The 17,072-nt window shown below is 71.2% G+C and carries 17 protein-coding genes; 9 read left to right on the top strand and 8 right to left on the bottom strand.

Translation table 11 applies throughout. The features are described from left to right. Positions 1-234: 234 nt before the first annotated feature. Together AC2YHJ_RS15245 and AC2YHJ_RS15240 are read right to left on the bottom strand one after the other, a co-directional pair. Positions 235-891 carry a bactofilin family protein gene (locus AC2YHJ_RS15245; protein ID WP_487396933.1) on the bottom strand — a complete coding sequence of 219 codons (657 nt, stop codon included), beginning with the start codon at positions 889-891 and terminating at the stop codon, positions 235-237. Between the two features lie 86 nt (positions 892-977). Next, positions 978-1,658: an EI24 domain-containing protein gene (locus tag AC2YHJ_RS15240; protein WP_487396932.1), complete on the bottom strand. Its 681-nt coding sequence runs from the start codon at positions 1,656-1,658 to the stop codon at positions 978-980. Between the two features lie 165 nt (positions 1,659-1,823). On the opposite strand from AC2YHJ_RS15240, the gene AC2YHJ_RS15235 reads away from it, so the two are divergent. The 4 genes from AC2YHJ_RS15235 (at position 1,824) to AC2YHJ_RS15220 (ending at position 4,261) form a co-directional block, all read left to right on the top strand. Next, on the top strand, positions 1,824-2,786 hold the full coding sequence (locus AC2YHJ_RS15235) for a Bug family tripartite tricarboxylate transporter substrate binding protein (RefSeq protein ID WP_487396931.1): 963 nt from the start codon (positions 1,824-1,826) through the stop codon (positions 2,784-2,786). A 173-nt stretch (positions 2,787-2,959) separates the two neighbouring features. Continuing rightward, a complete protein-coding gene (locus tag AC2YHJ_RS15230) occupies positions 2,960-3,523 on the top strand; it encodes a PEP-CTERM sorting domain-containing protein (protein ID WP_487396930.1) in 564 nt (187 codons plus the stop codon). A gap of 57 nt (positions 3,524-3,580) precedes the next feature. After that, the gene (locus AC2YHJ_RS15225) at positions 3,581-3,811 is read left to right on the top strand and encodes a hypothetical protein (protein ID WP_487396929.1); all 231 of its coding nucleotides are present in this window, start codon (positions 3,581-3,583) and stop codon (positions 3,809-3,811) included. Positions 3,812-3,883: 72 nt separating this feature from the next. Continuing rightward, complete coding sequence (locus tag AC2YHJ_RS15220) at positions 3,884-4,261, top strand: hypothetical protein (protein WP_487396928.1); 378 nt, start codon at positions 3,884-3,886, stop codon at positions 4,259-4,261. A gap of 688 nt (positions 4,262-4,949) precedes the next feature. Here the strand turns inward: AC2YHJ_RS15220 and AC2YHJ_RS15215 are convergent. Continuing rightward, positions 4,950-5,432, bottom strand: a complete 483-nt coding sequence (locus AC2YHJ_RS15215; RefSeq protein WP_487396927.1) for a DUF488 domain-containing protein — start codon at positions 5,430-5,432, stop codon at positions 4,950-4,952. After that, on the bottom strand, positions 5,429-7,729 hold the full coding sequence (locus tag AC2YHJ_RS15210) for an NADP-dependent malic enzyme (protein ID WP_487396926.1): 2,301 nt from the start codon (positions 7,727-7,729) through the stop codon (positions 5,429-5,431). Before AC2YHJ_RS15210 ends, AC2YHJ_RS15215 begins: the two co-directional genes overlap by 4 nt. Before the next feature lie 190 nt (positions 7,730-7,919). Between AC2YHJ_RS15210 and AC2YHJ_RS15205 the strand changes: the two genes are divergently transcribed. Next, on the top strand, positions 7,920-9,542 hold the full coding sequence (locus AC2YHJ_RS15205) for a hypothetical protein (RefSeq protein WP_487396925.1): 1,623 nt from the start codon (positions 7,920-7,922) through the stop codon (positions 9,540-9,542). 106 nt (positions 9,543-9,648) lie between these two features. On the opposite strand, the gene cmk is transcribed toward AC2YHJ_RS15205, so the two are convergent. After that, on the bottom strand, positions 9,649-10,308 hold the full coding sequence (gene cmk, locus AC2YHJ_RS15200) for a (d)CMP kinase (RefSeq protein WP_487396924.1): 660 nt from the start codon (positions 10,306-10,308) through the stop codon (positions 9,649-9,651). 4 nt (positions 10,309-10,312) lie between these two features. Continuing rightward, entirely contained in the window at positions 10,313-11,659 is a 1,347-nt protein-coding gene (gene aroA, locus AC2YHJ_RS15195; RefSeq protein ID WP_487396923.1) for a 3-phosphoshikimate 1-carboxyvinyltransferase, read from the bottom strand. Between the two features lie 94 nt (positions 11,660-11,753). On the opposite strand from aroA, the gene AC2YHJ_RS15190 reads away from it, so the two are divergent. From AC2YHJ_RS15190 to AC2YHJ_RS15175, 4 genes are all read left to right on the top strand, one after another. Beyond that, positions 11,754-12,080, top strand: coding sequence for a TIGR02300 family protein (locus AC2YHJ_RS15190; RefSeq protein WP_487396922.1), 327 nt, complete (start codon positions 11,754-11,756; stop codon positions 12,078-12,080). Positions 12,081-12,441: 361 nt separating this feature from the next. Further along, positions 12,442-13,164, top strand: a complete 723-nt coding sequence (locus tag AC2YHJ_RS15185) for a superoxide dismutase (protein WP_487396921.1) — start codon at positions 12,442-12,444, stop codon at positions 13,162-13,164. A gap of 26 nt (positions 13,165-13,190) precedes the next feature. Beyond that, entirely contained in the window at positions 13,191-13,883 is a 693-nt protein-coding gene (locus AC2YHJ_RS15180; RefSeq protein WP_487396920.1) for a hypothetical protein, read from the top strand. Between the two features lie 127 nt (positions 13,884-14,010). Further along, positions 14,011-15,246 carry an argininosuccinate synthase gene (locus AC2YHJ_RS15175; RefSeq protein WP_487396919.1) on the top strand — a complete coding sequence of 412 codons (1,236 nt, stop codon included), beginning with the start codon at positions 14,011-14,013 and terminating at the stop codon, positions 15,244-15,246. 51 nt (positions 15,247-15,297) lie between these two features. Here AC2YHJ_RS15175 and AC2YHJ_RS15170 read toward each other — a convergent pair whose 3' ends face one another. Beyond that, on the bottom strand, positions 15,298-16,050 hold the full coding sequence (locus AC2YHJ_RS15170) for a DUF3750 domain-containing protein (protein ID WP_487396918.1): 753 nt from the start codon (positions 16,048-16,050) through the stop codon (positions 15,298-15,300). Positions 16,051-16,082: 32 nt separating this feature from the next. Beyond that, entirely contained in the window at positions 16,083-17,036 is a 954-nt protein-coding gene (locus tag AC2YHJ_RS15165) for a LysR substrate-binding domain-containing protein (protein WP_487396917.1), read from the bottom strand. Positions 17,037-17,072 lie beyond the last annotated feature (36 nt).

Below are 17,072 nucleotides of genomic sequence, written 5' to 3'. Positions count from 1 at the left end.
GCGAGGCTCGCGCGAGTGGAGGCGAGGGCGTGCTGCATCAGGGCTGCCGCTTCGTCCCCGCCATCCGCCGCGCAGCCGATCGCGAGCAGCGGCAGCAGCGACAAGGCGGGCAACGGGCCGGGCGTGGCAGGCATAATGCGTCCCTGCCGATCCGCGGGGCGGATCGGAGCGGTGTCGGAGGCCGGGGGACAGGGCCCACCGGCCCGGAGGGCGAAACCTCCGGGCCGCCGGGGATCAGGCGTCGGCGGGCTCGGTGCTGCGCGGCGCCGGGGTCATGCGCGCGGCCGGCGCCGGCGGGGCGGCCTCGGTGATCATCTCCATCTTGCCGGAGAGCTGGCCACCATCCTCGACCGTCAGGCGGCGCGACCGGGCGACGCCGATCACGCGGCCGGTGGCGCGGATGACCAGGCTGCCATTGACGGTCAGGCTGCCGTCGAACACGCCGGCGATCTCGGCATCCTCGACCTGGACCTCGCCCTTGAAGACACCGGAATGCGGAATGACCAGTTCCTGCGCCTGCAGCAGCTGGCTTTCCATGGTGCCTTCGATGATCAGCTTCTCGGCCTCGGTCACCGTGCCCTGCAGGCTGATGCCCTTGCCGACCACGAGGGTGCGGCGCTCGACCGTCTCGGGGCGCGGGGTGGTCGCGCGCGTGGCGGTGGCGGCGGCCGCGGCAGGGCGCGCCACGCCGGCGGTGGCCGGCGGCGAGTTCGGCCTCGGCGCCATCGGGCCGGTGGCGGTCGCGCCGGTGCTGACCGGCGTCGCCCCGGCGGCGGGGCGGAAGGGCGGCACGCCCAGTTCAGGATCGCGCGCCGCCGGGATCGTCGTGGGTGCGGTTTCGCCCCCGGTGGCGCCAGTGGTGGGCTCGTCCTTGCGGCGGAACAGCGACATCGCAGACTCCCTCGATTTCTAAAAGCAGACGTGAAGCCACCGGGGCTAGCACGCGCCCTTCGGCGGCCACAACGCCACCGCCCGGCTTATCCCCAGGATTCGCGTAACTCAGGACCTGTTGATCGATGCAACAGGTGCACGGCGGCAGCGGTGCCCAGCACAGGCACCAGCAGGTTGAGAAGCGGGACCAGCGCCATCAGCGCCAGCAGCAGCCCCAGAACCCAGCCCGACAGCCGGTTTCGCCGCCAGGCCGCGCGCGCCCCGGCCATGTCCATGCGCAACAGCGCCGTCTGCTGCACCATCCCCGCGCCGAGCGCATGGGCGGACACCAGCAGGGCGAGAGCGAAGCCCACCACCGGAACGAACAGCAGCGGCAGCAGCAGGATCTGGATCAGCAACAGCCGCAGCCCGAAGCGCAGCCCGAAGGTGACCTGCACCGCGACCGAGGCGCCGCGCGGCGGCGGCAGGCCGGGGTAGTGCCGGCGTTCCACCGCCGCCGCCACCGGCTCGACAAGCTGGGAGGCGATCGCCGCCGCCACCGGCAGGAACAGCCACCAGGCCAGCAGCAGCCCGGCCGCCCCGCCGGCGGCCTGCGCCAGCCAGGACAGCCAGGATGCCTCGCCGGCGGCGACCCAGGCGGCGGCCTCGACCGCCCCCCAGCCCAGCAAGGCGAGCGCGAGGGCGGCGCCGAGCACGCCGAGCAGCAGCGGGCGGCGGAAGGCGGGATCACCGATCTGGCCAAGGACGAGGAACAGGGCGGCAGGCATGGGGCGGGGCTGGAACCTTCAGGAGCGGCGCCGGGACGGCGCGGGGCTCATCTAGCGGCTCGGGCGGGCGGGAAAAGGGCGGCGGTGCGGTGATGGCGCGCCCCCTTGGCGCCGTCCGGGCGCGGCGTCAGATTGCCGCGCTCAGGCACAGGGAAGGCGTGGGACATGATCGGACGGCGGGGAGCGATCGTAACCGGGATCGCCATGGCGGCGGGGGCGGCGCAGGCTCAGCCGGCCTGGCCGGACCGCCCGCTGCGGCTGATCGTCGGCTATCCGGCAGGTGGCCCGTCGGATGTCTTCGCCCGGCTGGTGGCCGGGCAGATCGGCCCGCGCCTTGGCCAGAACATCGTGGTCGAGAACCGGCCCGGCGGCGGTGCGGTGCTGGCGAGCGAAACCGCCGCCCGCGCCGCGCCCGACGGCCTGACCTGGCTGCACGTGGACAATGGCATCCTGGTCTACAACCCGGCGCTCTATGCCCGGCTGCCCTATGACCCCGACCGGGATTTCGCCGGGGTCGGCTTCATCGGCCGGTTCCCGCTGTACATCGTCTGCCGGGCGGAGGCGCGCTGGGGGGATTTCGCGGCGCTGGTCGCGGCGAGCCGCAGCCGGGCGCCGACCTATGGCAGCCCGGCGGTGGCATCCCCGCATCACCTCGCCATGGAACTGGTCAAGCGGCGCTCGGGCCTGGCGGCGGAGCACGTGCCCTATCGCGGTGGCCAGGCGGCGATGCAGGACCTGCTGGCGGGTAATGTGGACCTGGTGATGATCGACACCGCGACCGGCCTGCCCTTCATCCGCGACGGGCGGGTGCGCGCGCTCGCCGTGCTGACCGAGACCCGCACCGCCGAGGCCCCCACCGTGCCGACGATGCGTGAGCTTGGCGCCGATGCCGTCGCCTTCGGCTGGCAGGGGATCAGCGCGCCGAAGGCGGTCCCGGCCGAGATGGTCGCGCGGATGAATGCGGAACTGATCCGCGCCATGGCCTCGGATGAGGTGCAGGCGCGCACCAGGGCGCTGGGCATCCAGACCACCGGCTGGGCGCCCGCCGAGTTCGACCGCTTCGTCGCCGCCGAGAATGCGCTGTGGCGGCCGCTGATCCGGGAACTGGGCATTCGGCTGGACGCGTGAAACCCCCGCGACAGGCGTCGGGATTCCTTACAGCACCACGCACGTAGCGGACCGTCTAAAGACTAAGATATTGAAGTCACTTTCGAAAATTTTGCGGCCCGAGGCTTGCATTTGAGCCGATCGTGGTCGCGTCCCCTGGGGCGCTGGCGCGCCGGAACAGGGAGCAGGTGGCGATGCGGGGTTTGTCGAAGACGTTGGCCGGGGCTGGGCTTGCACTCGCGATGGCGTTCGGGATGCCGGTGGAGCGGGCCGAGGCGGCGCCCATCACCATCACCTTCACCGGCATCAACTATGAGGTGCTCTTTGCCGAGAGCGGCTTCACCTTCACCGTGACCGGCAGTCACTCCGACGGCGACAATTACATGTCCTTTCATGACGGCGGTGCCAATCCGGGCAACACCGACCTGATCATCACCTTCGGCGGTGCGCTCTTCAGCCTGGTTTCCTTCGAACTGATGGACGCCTACGACGACGCGTCCTTCCTGGGCAGTGACGGCAGCACCTTCGCGGTGGCGGCCGGGACCGCGCCGGGCGTCGTGCAGGTCGGGATGACGAACGTGACCTCGATCGTCCTTTCCGTTGCCGCAGATGGCGGCATCAACTTTGACAATCTGGTGGTCGATACGTCGCCCCGTGGCGCCCCCACAGCGGTGCCCGAGCCCGGGACGCTGGCGCTGCTCGGCGCCGGGCTGGTCGGCCTTGCCGGCGCGACGCGCCGCCGCCGTCGCGTCGCCTGACCCCGGGCCATCGACACCGGCCTTGACCGGCCGCGCCGGCGGGCCAAGATTCAGGCCATGACACGGCGCGCCTGGATCCTGGCTCTGCTGGCCTCCACCACCGCCCTGCCGGCTGCGGCGTCCGAAGGGGCGGTGCAGCGCGGCGGGCGTGCCGTCGAACGCGGCGCGAAACGCACCGGTGAGGCGATCGAGCGCGGCGCCCGGCGCACCGGATCGGCGCTGGAACGCGCCGCGGGCTGGACCGGGGAGCGGCTGCGCCGCGCCGGCCACTGGGCCTTCGGAAGCTGACCACGCCGCCCCGGTGTCGACATGGCGCCGATCCAGGATACGCCGCTCACCACCTCAAGCCCGGAGCCACCGATGCGCTTCGTCCTTGCCGCCACCATCCTGGCCCTGTCCGCCGCGCCGGTCTCGGCGCAGCAACAGCCGGCCGGCAGCCTGCCACCCCCCGTGCCGCGCCCGGCCGAACCCGCCCCCGCCGCCACACCGCCCAACGATGCCGCCGCGGCGCGCCAGCCCGGCTTTGCCGAGCGCAGCGGCGCTGCCATCGACCGCGCGGCGGACCAGACCGGCCAGGCGCTGGACCGCGCGGCGGAGGAAACCGGCTCGGCGCTTGGCCGCGCCATGCGCTGGACCGGGCAGCAGATGCAGGGCGCCGGCGAATGGACCGCGCGGCAGGGCGAACGGATGACGGGGCCGGGCGCGGCACCGGCCCAGCCGGCCGCGCCGCGCCAGTAGGCAAGGCCCGTCCGGCGCCGCCGTCGCCGGCCCGGCCGGGTCTGCGGCGCAGCCCTTTGTTCCCCACCGTCCGGAACCTGCCATGCCCGATCCACGTCGCTGGCTGATCCTGTTGGCTGCGGCAGCGGTCCTCGCCCCGAGCGATGCCGGGGCCCAGGACCCCCTGCGCCGCCCGTTCAGCAGCCAATCCGGCCAGACAGCGTCGCCCAGCCAGGGCGGGTCGTCCGGCCAGACAGGATCGTCCAGCCAGGCTGCGCCCCCTGGCGCAAGCGTTTCGCCGGGCCCGAGCGGGCCTCTCCGCATGAACGAGATGCCCGGCGCGAACGCGCCACCACCCGATGGCGCGCCGGCGTCACCGATGCAGGACCGCGCGACGGGCATCTTCGCGCCCGGGGCGGCCCAGGCCGGCAGCGGCGTGTCTGCTCCCGCACCGGGCCGCGGGATCGGCCTTTTCGCACCTCCGGGCGCCCCGCCCGGCACCGCGGTGTCGAATCCGTTGCAGGAGCGCGCCACAGGTATCTTCGCGCCCGGAGCGGCCAGACCTGGCGGTCCGGACGCTGCGCCGCCGCCGGGTTCGTCGGCGGCGCCATAGCTTCCGGCGCGAGACTGGACAGGCGAAGCCGCCCGCGCTTGCCGTCGCTCACGACCACGCCGTCACGCTGTCGCCCAGCCGCGTCGCTGCGCCGGATCAGGTGCTTCCGGGCGGCCGGGAGCTGCCGTGGCCGATAGGGATACCGGGGCTGAGATGCGTGACCGGCAGCCCGACCGCCTCGGCCACCAGGGCCCGGTGGCAGTGCCGCGGATCGGCCTCCAGGCACAACAGGCAGACACGCTGCTGCCGCGCCAGGTCGGACAGGTTGGCGAGCGCCGCCTGCGCCTCGGTCCCCGCGAGGTGCTTCGCGAAGATGCGCCGCATCTCGGCCGGCCGGCCCGATCGCACCGCCGCGCGCCCCTCGGCCGGGGTGCCGAGGGCGCGCAGATGCAGGTAGCCGATCCCCGCCGCTTCCAGCGATGCCGACAGCGCCCCCTTGGCGAAGCCCGGCTTGCGGCTGTTCGCCAGGGCGCGGACATCCACCAGCACGCGCACGCCCGACGCCTTCAGGGCGGCGATCAGCCCGTCCGGCGTCGTGCCCTCATAGCCGATGGTCAGGACCTCGGCCGGGGCGGTCACTTCTGCATGCTGGCATGGGCGGCCAGGCAGGCGACGTCGAGCATCTGGTTCACCCCCGCCTGCATCGGCACGATCTGCGCCGAATGCGACAGGCCGGTCAGCAGCGGCCCGATCACCGTCGAACTGGTCAGCCGCGGCACCGACCGCGTCAGGATGTGCGCGGCATGCAGCCCCGGCATGATCAGCACATTGGCCGGCCCGGTCAGGCGGCAGAAGGGATAGAGCGACGCCCGAAGGCCGGGATCGAGCGCGACATCGGCCGACATCTCCCCGTCGAACTCGAAATCGGCGCCGCGTTCGGTCAGCAGCTTCACTGCGTCGCGGATGGACCCCGGGATGGTCCCGCGCGGGTCGCCGAAGGTCGAGAAGGACAGGAAGGCCACGCGCGGTTCCAGCCCGAGCCGCCGCGCTGCCGCCGCCGAGCCGCGCGCGATGCCGGCCAGCGTCTCGGCATCCGGGCGTTCATGGATGGCGGTGTCGGCGACCAGCACCGTGCCCGCGCGGCGGGAGACGATGACCGACACGCCGAAGACGACGCGCCCGGGGATCGGGTCGATCGCCATGCCGATGCCTTCGAGAGCGACGGAATAGGACCGCGTCGATCCGGTCACGATGGCATCCGCATCCCCGGTCGCCACCATGCAGGCGCCGAAGACATTGCGGTCCTGGTTCACCAGGCGCTGGCAGTCGCGCAGCAGGAAGCCTTCGCGTTGGCGCTTGGCGTAGAGGAATTCCGCATAGCGCCGGTTGGAATCGGACAGCCGCGCATTGTGGATCTCGATGCCGTCGGGCATCGGGATGCCGAGTGCGGCGGCGACCGCGTTGATCCGTTCCTCGCGCCCCACCAGCACGGGCGTGCCGTAGCCGGCGTTGCGGAAGGCGATGGCGGCGCGGATCACCTTCTCCTCCTCGCCTTCGGCGAAGACCACGCGCTTGGGGTTCTGGCGGACGGATTCGGCGATCGCCTCCAGCGCGCCGACCGTCGCATCCAGCCGGTTGGCGAGGTCGCGCGAATACCGCTGCAGGTCGATCAACGGCTTGCGCGCCACGCCGGATTCCATCGCCGCCCTGGCGACGGCCGGCGACACGCGGGAGATCAGCCTCGGATCGAAGGCGTTGGGGATGATGTATTCGGGGCCGAAGCGCAGCGCCTTGCCCGCACCGGCGCCGGCCACTTCCTCGGGCACGTCCTCCCGCGCCAGCATCGCCAGCGATTCGGCCGCGGCGATCTTCATCGCGTCGTTGATGGTGGACGCCCGCACGTCGAGCGCGCCGCGGAAGATGAAGGGGAAGCCGAGGACGTTGTTGACCTGGTTGGGGTAGTCCGAGCGGCCGGTCGCGATGATGCAGTCCGGCCGGGCGGCGCGCGCCTCATCCGGCGTGATCTCCGGGTCGGGATTGGCCATCGCGAACAGGATCGGCTTCGGCGCCATGGCGCGCAGCATGTCGGGCGTCAGCGCACCCTTCACCGACAGGCCGAAGAACACGTCGGCGCCGTCCAGGGCCTGCGACAGCGTCCGCGCATCGGTATTCACCGCATGCGCCGACTTCCACTGGTTCATGCCTTCCGTGCGGCCGCGATAGATGACGCCCTTGGTATCGCACAGGATGACGTTCTCGGGCCGCATGCCCATCGCCTTGACCAGCTCGGCGCAGGCGATCGACGCCGCGCCGGCGCCGTTGATCACCAGCCGCGTCGTCCGGATGTCGCGGCCGGTCAGGTGGATGGCGTTGATCAGCCCGGCGGCGGCGACGATGGCGGTGCCGTGCTGGTCGTCATGGAAGACCGGGATGTCCATCAGCTCGCGCAGGCGCTGCTCGATGACGAAGCATTCCGGCGCCTTGATATCCTCGAGGTTGATGCCCCCGAAGGACGGGCCGAGGTAGCGCACCGAATTGACGAAGGCGTCCACATCCTCGGTATCGACGCAGAGGTCGATCGAATCGACATCGGCGAAGCGCTTGAACAGCGCCGCCTTGCCTTCCATCACCGGCTTGGATGCCAGCGCGCCGAGATTGCCGAGACCGAGCACCGCCGTGCCGTTCGAGATGACGGCGACGAAATTCCCCTTCGCCGTGTAGTCGTAGGCGAGCTTCGGATCGCGATGGATGTGGATGCAGGGTTCCGCAACACCCGGCGAATAGGCGAGCGACAGGTCGCGCGCGGTGATCAGCGGCTTGGTCAGCCGGATCTCGAGCTTGCCGGGCCGGCCCTCGGCATGCATCGCCAGCGCTTCTTCCCCCGTCACGCGGGCGGTGCGCGTGTCCTCGGTCGGCGGCTGCTTCGCGTCATCCATGGAAATCGTTCCCGTCGCCCGTGTCTTTGGTTGCGCTGACGCCATTGTGCAGCCACGGGCTGCGCCCGGCGACCCCCTGGCTTCGCAGGCGCGGTAGGCTCCGCCCGCATTGGCGACAAATTGCTCCGCCATGGATGGGCGGGAGAAACCATGGCCGCCCACCGGGCGGTGCCGGAGGAGATACTGCCCGGTGGCTGGCGATCGGGAGGCGGGGATGCGGCACCTTTGGTGCCGGCGCGACGGTGCCGCGCGGATGGCCCGGCCGATCCGCGCCTTGGCGGCGTGGCTGGCCTTGGGCCTGGCTTTCGGCGGTCCCGCCGCGGCGCAGCCACGCACCGCGGCCGCGCCGGGCGGCTGCGACGTCGCGACCGCCGCGCCGGTGCGCGACATGCACGCGCCGGTGCGCGACATGCAATTGTCATTCGCCCGCGTGCTGCCCTTTGCCCGCGACGTGCTGGCGCATCATCGCGTCGCGGCCTCGATCCAGGGCGATGGCCGGGAGGCACGGATCGAACTGCATCTGCGCGACGTGCGCGACCTGGAACTGCCGGAGGGCCATCCGGCCACGACCTATCGCACCGAGGTCGACGGCGCCGCCATCCTGCAGGACCGGCGGTCCCGCCACCCGGCGCTGTGGCGGGTGGACACCGCCACCGTCGCCGCCGCCAACCGCGCCTACGACGTGCGTGACGCCGGGCCCGGCACGCCGCCGCGGCTGGAGGAGGCCGAGCGGGATGACGCGCTCGACGACTATGCGCTGATCGGCCTCTACACCGATCGCTACACCGGCTTCGCGGCCATGGTGCTGGAGGCGCGCGGGGCGGGCGCCCGCCCGCCGCATCGCATCTACGCCATCGCCGGCACGCATGTCTTCGAGCGCACCGACCTGCGCAGCTGGGCCTCGGGGCTGACCATGGGGCGCGCGCAATATGTCTCGAACGCCGCGCTGCGGATGATGCGCGACGCCGCCGATTATGCTGCCGACATGCGGCGCGGTGGGGAGGTCTTCGTCACCGGACAGAGCCAGGGCGGGCTCGCGGCGCAGGGGTTCGGCGCGCTGCTGCAGGCCTATCTCGATGCGCGGGGGGGGCGGCACCACCTGGTGCATGTCGTGTCCTGGGGTGCGGCTGGTGCGCGGGAGACGCTGGCCCGCGCCATCGCCCAGCAGCGCGCGGGCGGCGGGCGCGGTTTTCCCGCGCAGATGGAACGCCATTGGGCCGAGACCGAACCCGGTCATGCGGCGACCATGGCGGTGTGGGATGCCATCGCGACGCAATGGGCGCGCATCCCGCCGGGCGGGGAGGATGCCTGGCTGACCGCCGTCGCATCGCGCATGCGCGTGGTCGGCTTCTTCTTCGAGATCGACGTCTTCGCGCGCGGCGGCAGCTTCCTCGGCACCGCCTTCGCCTTCCCCACCGCGCTGGTGCTGCCGGAGGAATGCGACATGACCGTCGCCGAGATCATCATCGGCATGCAGCCCGGCGCCTTCGGCGTGCGGCTGGAATCGCACTTCCTGAAAGGCTACCGGCGCGCGGTCGGGCGCGGCGCGATCGCGGTGGCGCGCCCGGCCAGGCCCGCGCGCTGGGAATGGTTCTCCGACCTGATGCCAGTGATCGAGGATGTCGGCGACATCTGGCTGGAGGTGCTGCATCTGTCGCGTGACGCGGCGCAGCCGGCGCATTGGCAGGCCTGCACCGGCAGTGCCGAATGGTTCACCCAGGCGAACCGGTTCTGCCGGGCGGATCACTGGCCGGGCTGTGGTCCGGCGCCGGGGGAGGAACGCTGGTGCCTGGTGCGGCGCGGCCGGCGGTGAAGCGTTTTCCGCTGAGGCGGAAGCGGCGCCAGCCCACACCCCGACCGTCGGCGTGAGTATCGTGAAATGGGAGGCCGGCTGGGGGTGTGGGCCGGTGCCACCGGTTCTACGGGGTTCCGAGCCGCGCCCGCACCAGCGCCAGCGCCGCGGCGAAGGCGGCCTCGGCATCAAGCGCGGTGGTGTCGAGCAGCAGCGCGTCCTCGGCCGGCTTCAGCGGCGCCACGGGGCGGTTGGCGTCCTGTGCGTCGCGGTCGCGGATCTCGGCTTCCACCTGGGCCGGATCGGCGGCCACGCCGCGGTCGCGCAGTTCCAGGCAGCGGCGGCGGGCGCGTTCCTCCACGCTGGCGGTGACGAAGAGCTTCACCGCGGCATCGGGGAACACCACCGTGCCGATGTCGCGCCCGTCCAGCACCGCGCCGCGGTCCCGCCCGAAGCCGCGCTGGAAGTCGAGCAACGCGGCGCGCACGGCGGGGATCGCCGCCACCGCACTCGCCGCCATGTCAGCCATCGGCCCGCGCAGGTCGGTCCGGTCCAGATCGGCCGGCGTCAGGGCGCGGGCGGCGGCCTCGGCCTTGGCCGCGTCGCGCGGGTCGGCCCCGGCATCCAGCACGCGGCGCCCGACGGCGCGATAGAGCAGACCAGTGTCGAGATAGGGCAGGCCGAGCGCCGCGGCGAGCCGCCGCGCCAGCGTGCCCTTGCCGGCCGCTGCCGGGCCGTCCACGGCGATGACCGCGCCGTTCGGCGTCGTGAAGCCCGGCGGCGCCATGGCGTCAGGCCGGCCCGATCGGGCTGCCGCCGGCCAGCCCGTTCATCAGCGCGGCGAAGCCTGGGAAGGAGGTGTCGATGAAGGCCGCATCGTCCACCGTGACCGGCGCGCGCGTGGCAAGGCCCATGACCAGCGCCGACATGGCGATGCGGTGGTCCATGTGGGTTTCGACCGTGCCGCCGCCGGGGATGGCCCCGCCGGTGCCGTGGACGATCATGTCGTCCCCCTCGATCTCGACCTTCACGCCATTGGCGGCGAGCAGCGCGGCGGTCGCGGAGAGCCGGTCGCTTTCCTTCACCCGTAGTTCGGCCAGACCCTTCATGCGCGTGGTGCCGCGCGCCGCGGCGGCGGCCACCGCCAGCACGGGGTATTCGTCGATCATCGAGGGCGCGCGGCCGGGCGGGACGGTGACGCCGGACAGCACGGTGTATTCGGCGACGATGTCGCCGACCGGCTCGCCGCCGGCGATGCGCTCATTTTCGACCCGCAGCGCCGCGCCCATTTCCCGCAGCGTGGTGATCAGGCCGGTGCGCAGCGGGTTGAGGCCGACATTCTCCACCACGACGCGCGATCCCGGCACCAGCAGCGCGGCGACGATCGGGAAGGCGGCCGAGGACGGGTCGCCCGGCACCAGCACGGGGGCGGCGACCAGTTCCGGCTGGCCTTCCAGCAGCACCACGCGGCCTTCCGGCGTGTCCTGCACCGAAACGGCCGCGCCGAAATGGCGCAGCATGTTCTCGGTGTGGTCGCGGGTGGGTTCCTTTTCCACCACGCGGGTGGTGCCCGGCGCGCAAAGGCCGGCCAGCAGGCAGGCGCTTTTCACCTGCGCCGAGGCAACCGGCAGCACGTAGTCGATCGGCAGCGGGTCCGCGGCACCCCGCATGGCGAGCGGCAGCCGCCCGCCCTCCCGCGTCCAGAAGGATGCGCCGGTGGCCGAGAGCGGGTCGGTCACCCGCTTCATTGGACGCTTGCGCAACGATGCGTCACCCGTCATCACCGCGAAGACCGGATGGCCCGCAAGCAGCCCGAGCAGCAGCCGCGCCGCCGTGCCGGAATTGCCCATGTCGAGCACGTCCGCCGGTTCGACCAGCCCGCCGACGCCGCGCCCGGACACCCGCCAGGCGCCGGGGCCGACCCGTTCGACCTCCGCCCCCAGGGCGCGCATGGCGGCGGCGGTGCGCAGCACGTCCTCGCCTTCCAGCAGGCCGCTGATCTCGGTGGTGCCGACCGCCAGGGCGCCGAACATCAGGGCGCGGTGGCTGATGGATTTGTCGCCCGGAACGCCGAGCCGGCCGGTGAGCGGGGCGGCCGGCGCCTGGGCCTTCAGGGGGCGGGGATCGGGATGGGACATGGGCGGCGTTTGACATGGCCCGGCAGGGCGTGGCAATGCGCCCGACCCTTTGCACAGGCGCGCGGAGCCCCGTGCGCGAGACGGAAGTATCCCCATGGCGAAGCCCGAACTCGGCCTGAAGCGCAGCTGCGTGGCCTGCGGCACCCGCTTCTATGACCTCGCCCGCAGCCCGGCCGTCTGCCCGAAATGCGGCACGGAACAGCCGGCCGAACAGCCCCGCCTGCGCCGCGCGGCGCCGGCGCCGATCCCGGACGAGAAGCTGAAGAAGCGCGCCGCCTCCCCCGAAGCCGAGGCCGACGACATCGAGGTGGAGGACGTCGAGGGCGACGAGGCGATCGAGGACGCCGAGGAGCTCGAGGACGACGCCGACGAGATCGACGAGGCGATCGAGGTCGAGGCGGAGCGCGACGAGGAAGGCTGATATTTTCGCGGGGCCGCCGGGAGCGGCCCTGCGAAGGGTTTTTGTGCGTCCCTGGTTTTGTTGCGCCCTCAAACGCCAGGCGGGCCGCATCCGCGGCCCCTGGCTTCGCGCCGCGCACTGGCGCGCCGAGGGCCGTTGACGGTCTGGGCGCGGTCGCGCTGTGCGCTCCCGGATCGCGGCCCGCGCCCGCCGAACAGGTCATGTGCTGCGCGGCTTGTCTTCGTGCCGCGGCTTGGCGTTCCCGGTTAGGGCCGAGATCCGCAGGTGCCGAACGGCGCGGCGGCCGTTCTTTCGACGGATCATGTTGCCGGGCGGCGTTGCAGCCTCCATCCTTCCCGAAGCTGGAGGAAGGGCTTCACCGATGACCATGTTGAACCGACGCGGCGTCCTGCTGGGCGCCGCCGGGCTTGTTGCGGCGGCCGCCTCGCGCCACCCCGCCTACGCCCAGGCCCCGGCCGGGCCGTTCACGCTGCCGCCGCTGCCTTACGCCGCGAACGCCAATGAAGCCGCCATCGACGCGATGACGATGGAAATCCACCATGGCCGCCACCACGCAGCCTATGTGGCGAACCTCAACGCCGCGGTGCGCGAGCACACGGCCCTGGCGCAGATGCCGGTGGACGAGATCCTGATGCGCCTGTCCCAGGCGCCCGAGGCCGTCCGCACCGCCATCCGCAACAATGGCGGCGGCCACGCCAACCACACCATGTTCTGGGAGATCATGGGCGGGTCGGGCGGTGAGCCGACCGGCGACCTCAAGGCCGCAATCGACCGCGACCTCGGCGGCATGGACAAGTTCAAGACCGACTTCAACACGGCCGGGACGCGCGTCTTCGGGTCGGGCTGGGTGTTCGTCGCGGTGACGCCGGCGGGCAACCTCTCGCTCGTGTCGAAACCGAACCAGGACACGCCGCTGATGGATGGCGGGCGCACCCTGATGGGCAACGATGTGTGGGAACACGCCTATTACCTGCGCTACCAGAACCGCCGGGCGGATTACCTGGCGGCGTGGTGGAACGTGCTGAACTGGGAGAAGATCGGGGAGCGGTACGCGGCGGCGAAGGCCGGGACGTTGCGGGTCTAGCTGCCGGCATCCTGAGTGTTGCCCGTATGACCGCCGTCCGCTGGCTGGCGCTGTTGATCTCGGAGATCGCGGTATTCACCGCGATCTTCTTATTGCACCCCCCTACGGATTGGCTGCTGCTGACCATCGCGCCCATTGTCATGCCGATCGTCGTGTTCGGCTTTGTCGTCATAGTGGCCGATGACATCCGATCTCGCTTCGTCGCGGGAGGAATCGCGCTCTTCGGCTTCCTCTGGCTTGGCGCGGAGCTCTGGCCGGTGGCGAGGGCGTATGGATATCTGCCGCCCGCAGCATCGGTGACCGGCGTCGCCTACTTCGATTCCCGCCGGAGCGCGCGGCAATTCTGGCCGAACCCTCCATGGACTCGGAATTGTTCGATGACGATCTTTGACCTTGATCCGAGGACGGCCAGCCAATGGATTGGCGAAAGTGCCGAGGCTCGACGCGAGACACCGGCTTTCCGCGAACCCCGGCTTTGGTCAGGCGCAGGCACGCTCCCCCCGTGGGTTAGTCAACACGCCCCGTCATATCTGTCCAACCCAAGACTAAATGCAATGTATCACATGATCGACTTCGGACGATGCGGCCCGACAGGGCATGAATATACTCTAGGATACTCTGGAAATATGCTATTCAGTGAGCTCCTGGGCGTGATTGTGCTCATCGATCCACACCCTCGCTATCCGAAGGCCATGGTCGTTTCCTCTCCAGAGTTGTAGTCGCGCCGCTCTGCCCGCCGCGGGGCCGGAAATGCGATCCCTGGGATCGGACGGCAGCGGTCCCGACCTTGCCTCCCGCACCGCCCAGCGCCATACCGCCCTGGATTTGCAAGACTGGGAGCGCCCGATGCGCGTGAAGGACGTGAAGAAGGTCGTGCTCGCCTATTCCGGCGGGCTCGACACCAGCGTGATCCTGAAGTGGCTGCAGACCACCTACCGATGCGAGGTGGTGACCTTCACCGCCGATCTCGGCCAGGGTGAGGAGCTCGGCCCAGCGCGCGAGAAGGCGCTGCTGCTCGGCATCAAGCCCGAGAACATCTACATGGATGACCTGCGCGAGACCTTCGTGAAGGACTTCGTCTTCCCGATGTTCCGCGCCAATGCGCTGTATGAGGGCATGTACCTGCTCGGCACCTCGATCGCCCGGCCGCTGATCTCCCAGCGCCAGATCGAGATCGCGGAGAAGGTCGGCGCCGACGCCGTCGCCCATGGCGCGACCGGCAAGGGCAACGACCAGGTGCGGTTCGAGCTGTCCTATTACGCGCTGAAGCCGGACATCAAGATCATCGCCCCCTGGCGCGAATGGGAGCTGACCAGCCGCACCCGGCTGATCCAGTTCGCCGAGGAACACCAGATCCCGATCGCGAAGGACAAGCGCGGCGAGGCGCCGTTCAGCGTCGACGCGAACCTTCTGCATTCGTCCAGCGAGGGCAAGATCCTCGAGGAACCCTGGGACGCGCCGGATGAGATGGTCTGGCAGCGCACCATCTCCCCGATGGACGCGAAGGACGAGGTCACCGAGATCACCATCGAGTTCGAACGCGGCGACGCGGTCGGCATCAATGGCGAGCGCCTGTCCCCGGCGACGCTGCTGACGCGCCTGAACGCGCTCGGCAAGGAGAACGGCATCGGCCGGCTCGACCTGGTCGAGAACCGCTTCGTCGGCATGAAGTCGCGCGGCTGCTATGAGACGCCGGGCGGCACGATCCTCTATGTCGCGCATCGCGCGATGGAATCGATCACGCTGGACCGCGAGGCCGCGCACCTCAAGGACAGCCTGATGCCGCGCTATGCGGAGATCATCTACAACGGCTTCTGGTTCGCCCCGGAACGCCGGATGATGCAGGCGCTGATCGATGAGAGCCAGAAGAGCGTGACCGGCACCGTCCGGCTGAAGCTCTACAAGGGCAACACCATCGTGACGGGCCGGCAGTCGCCCAACAGCCTCTACTCGATGAAGCACGTCACCTTCGAGGACGACCAGGGCGCCTACGACCAGTTCGACGCGCAAGGCTTCATCAAGCTGAACGCGCTGCGCCTGCGGCTCGGCGCGATGGCGGGCCGCAAGGGCGGCGCGCTCTGATCCCATCCCCTGGCGCCGGGTTCGACCGGCGCCAGGGCGATCATCCCCGGATCATGCCGGCAGGCCGATCCGCCCGAGGCCCGGCAGCTTCAGCGCCGGGCGGCGTATGTCGATCCCGGCGACACCGCCGAGGATATTGACCTCGATCCCCTCGACCCAGCCGATCGTCACGCCGGCATATCCGCCGAGTGACAGCCGCAACCCGGTGCCCGACGCCGTACGGCGCAGCCATCTCCCGTCATAAGGGTAGTCCTTGCCGATCGCGGTCGGCGGCAACACGCCCTGCGCCTCCGGCACGCTGTCGAGCACGGCCGCGACGAAGGTGTTGGAATTCGGCCCAGGCCAGACGCGATAATCGCCATGGCGTCGCCAGGCGTAGCTTTCGACTGCCGCCCGCATGCGCGGGATCAGCGCGGTGGCGGCATCGCCATCGGCGGCGAGGATCACCTCCGGGCTGCGCCCGAACCAGCGGCCATCCGGTTCGAAGCCGTTGACGCGGATCGGCTCGCCCCATGCGGTGTAGTCGTATCGCGTGTATGCGGCGGCCCCTTCCGGCTTCACGACGATCCAGCAATGCACCGCGAAGATGCCGCGCCAGCGCACCGTCGGCGCGGCGAAGACGCGCACCACCGCCGGCGCATGCGCTCCCGCAGGCGGCAGGTGCCCGATGCTGGAACGGTCGGCATTCCACCATCCGGCGCCGATGCCGTTCTGCTGGTGCAGCACCGCCGAGACACCGATCGGCACGGGATAGGCCAGCGCGAGCAGCGCCAGCGCGGTGGTCGCGCGCTTCATCGCCGGCATGATGGCCGGTCGCCCGCGCCCGCCGCAACGATCTACACCGTGCCGGCCGCCGCCCCTTCGGCGAAGCCGCGCAACCGCGCGGCGATGACCTCGCCCACCGCCTCCGCCGCCGCGCGACGCGGGAAGCGCGCGCGCCAGGCAATGCGCACCGTCCGCCCCGCGCGCGCCGCCAGCGGCCGCAGCACGATGCCCGCATCCTGCGCCGCCCCCGCCGCGAGCCCCGGGATCAGCGTCGTGCCATAGCCGGCGGCGACCATGTTGAGCAGCGTCGACAGGCTCGCCGCGCGCAGCGTGCCGCCCAGCGCGCCGCTATGCCCGCAGGCCGCGAGCGTCTGGTCCCGCAGGCAATGCCCATCGGCCAGCACCAGGATGTCGCGCGCCAGTTCCGCTTCCGCCACCGCCTCGCGCGCCGCGAGCGGATGCTCGGGCGGCAGCGCCGCGAGGAAGGGTTCGGCGAAAAGCGGTTGGCTCGCGAGGTCGTGCCCATCGACCTCGGTCGCCAGCAGCACGGCATCGAGTTCATGCGCGCGCAGCCGCTCGACCAGCGCCGCGGTCTGGTCCTCCCACGGCTCGACCTCCAGCGCGGGCAGCGCCTCGCGCAGCGGCGCGAAGACCAGCGGCAGCAGATAGGGCGCGAGCGTCGGGATGATGCCGAGCCGGAAGCGGCCCGCCAGCGGGTCCCGCAGGGTGCGCGCCACGGCGAGGATGGCCTCGCCTTCCGTCACGGCCGCGCGGATGTGATCGATCAGCCGGTCGCAGGCGGCGGTCGGCGCCACCGTCTTGCTGGTGCGCTCGAACAGCGCGACGCCAAGCAGTTCCTCGAGCTTGCGCAGCTGCACCGACAGCGTCGGCTGGCTGACACCGCAGGCTTCGGCGGCGCGACCGAAATGTCCGTGCTCGGCCAGGGCCAGCACGTAGCGAAGATCGCGGAGGTTCATCGGGGCAGGGGCACTGTCATGATAGTCAGTGTCTATCGCATTCTTCATCGTCCGGGGCTTCCTTTTATGCTCGGGAAGCCACTA

The organism is Roseomonas sp. SRI_022 (genome assembly GCF_057586215.1).
The sequence above is the reverse complement of the archived record's forward strand: the minus strand, read 5'-3'. Positions and strand labels throughout refer to the sequence as shown.

What these genes read in the sequence shown, in the direction of transcription:
- AC2YHJ_RS15190 (WP_487396922.1), top strand. Translation starts at nt 11,754, where the DNA reads ATGGCGAAGCCCGAACTCGGCCTGAAGCGCAGCTGCGTGGCCTGCGGC.
- aroA (WP_487396923.1), bottom strand. Translation starts at nt 11,659, where the DNA reads ATGTCCCATCCCGATCCCCGCCCCCTGAAGGCCCAGGCGCCGGCCGCC.
- AC2YHJ_RS15225 (WP_487396929.1), top strand. Translation starts at nt 3,581, where the DNA reads ATGACACGGCGCGCCTGGATCCTGGCTCTGCTGGCCTCCACCACCGCC.
- AC2YHJ_RS15230 (WP_487396930.1), top strand. Translation starts at nt 2,960, where the DNA reads ATGCGGGGTTTGTCGAAGACGTTGGCCGGGGCTGGGCTTGCACTCGCG.
- AC2YHJ_RS15165 (WP_487396917.1), bottom strand. Translation starts at nt 17,036, where the DNA reads ATGAAGAATGCGATAGACACTGACTATCATGACAGTGCCCCTGCCCCG.
- AC2YHJ_RS15210 (WP_487396926.1), bottom strand. Translation starts at nt 7,729, where the DNA reads ATGGATGACGCGAAGCAGCCGCCGACCGAGGACACGCGCACCGCCCGC.
- AC2YHJ_RS15240 (WP_487396932.1), bottom strand. Translation starts at nt 1,658, where the DNA reads ATGCCTGCCGCCCTGTTCCTCGTCCTTGGCCAGATCGGTGATCCCGCC.
- AC2YHJ_RS15235 (WP_487396931.1), top strand. Translation starts at nt 1,824, where the DNA reads ATGATCGGACGGCGGGGAGCGATCGTAACCGGGATCGCCATGGCGGCG.
- AC2YHJ_RS15245 (WP_487396933.1), bottom strand. Translation starts at nt 891, where the DNA reads ATGTCGCTGTTCCGCCGCAAGGACGAGCCCACCACTGGCGCCACCGGG.
- AC2YHJ_RS15175 (WP_487396919.1), top strand. Translation starts at nt 14,011, where the DNA reads ATGCGCGTGAAGGACGTGAAGAAGGTCGTGCTCGCCTATTCCGGCGGG.
- AC2YHJ_RS15220 (WP_487396928.1), top strand. Translation starts at nt 3,884, where the DNA reads ATGCGCTTCGTCCTTGCCGCCACCATCCTGGCCCTGTCCGCCGCGCCG.
- AC2YHJ_RS15180 (WP_487396920.1), top strand. Translation starts at nt 13,191, where the DNA reads ATGACCGCCGTCCGCTGGCTGGCGCTGTTGATCTCGGAGATCGCGGTA.
- AC2YHJ_RS15185 (WP_487396921.1), top strand. Translation starts at nt 12,442, where the DNA reads ATGACCATGTTGAACCGACGCGGCGTCCTGCTGGGCGCCGCCGGGCTT.
- cmk (WP_487396924.1), bottom strand. Translation starts at nt 10,308, where the DNA reads ATGGCGCCGCCGGGCTTCACGACGCCGAACGGCGCGGTCATCGCCGTG.
- AC2YHJ_RS15170 (WP_487396918.1), bottom strand. Translation starts at nt 16,050, where the DNA reads ATGCCGGCGATGAAGCGCGCGACCACCGCGCTGGCGCTGCTCGCGCTG.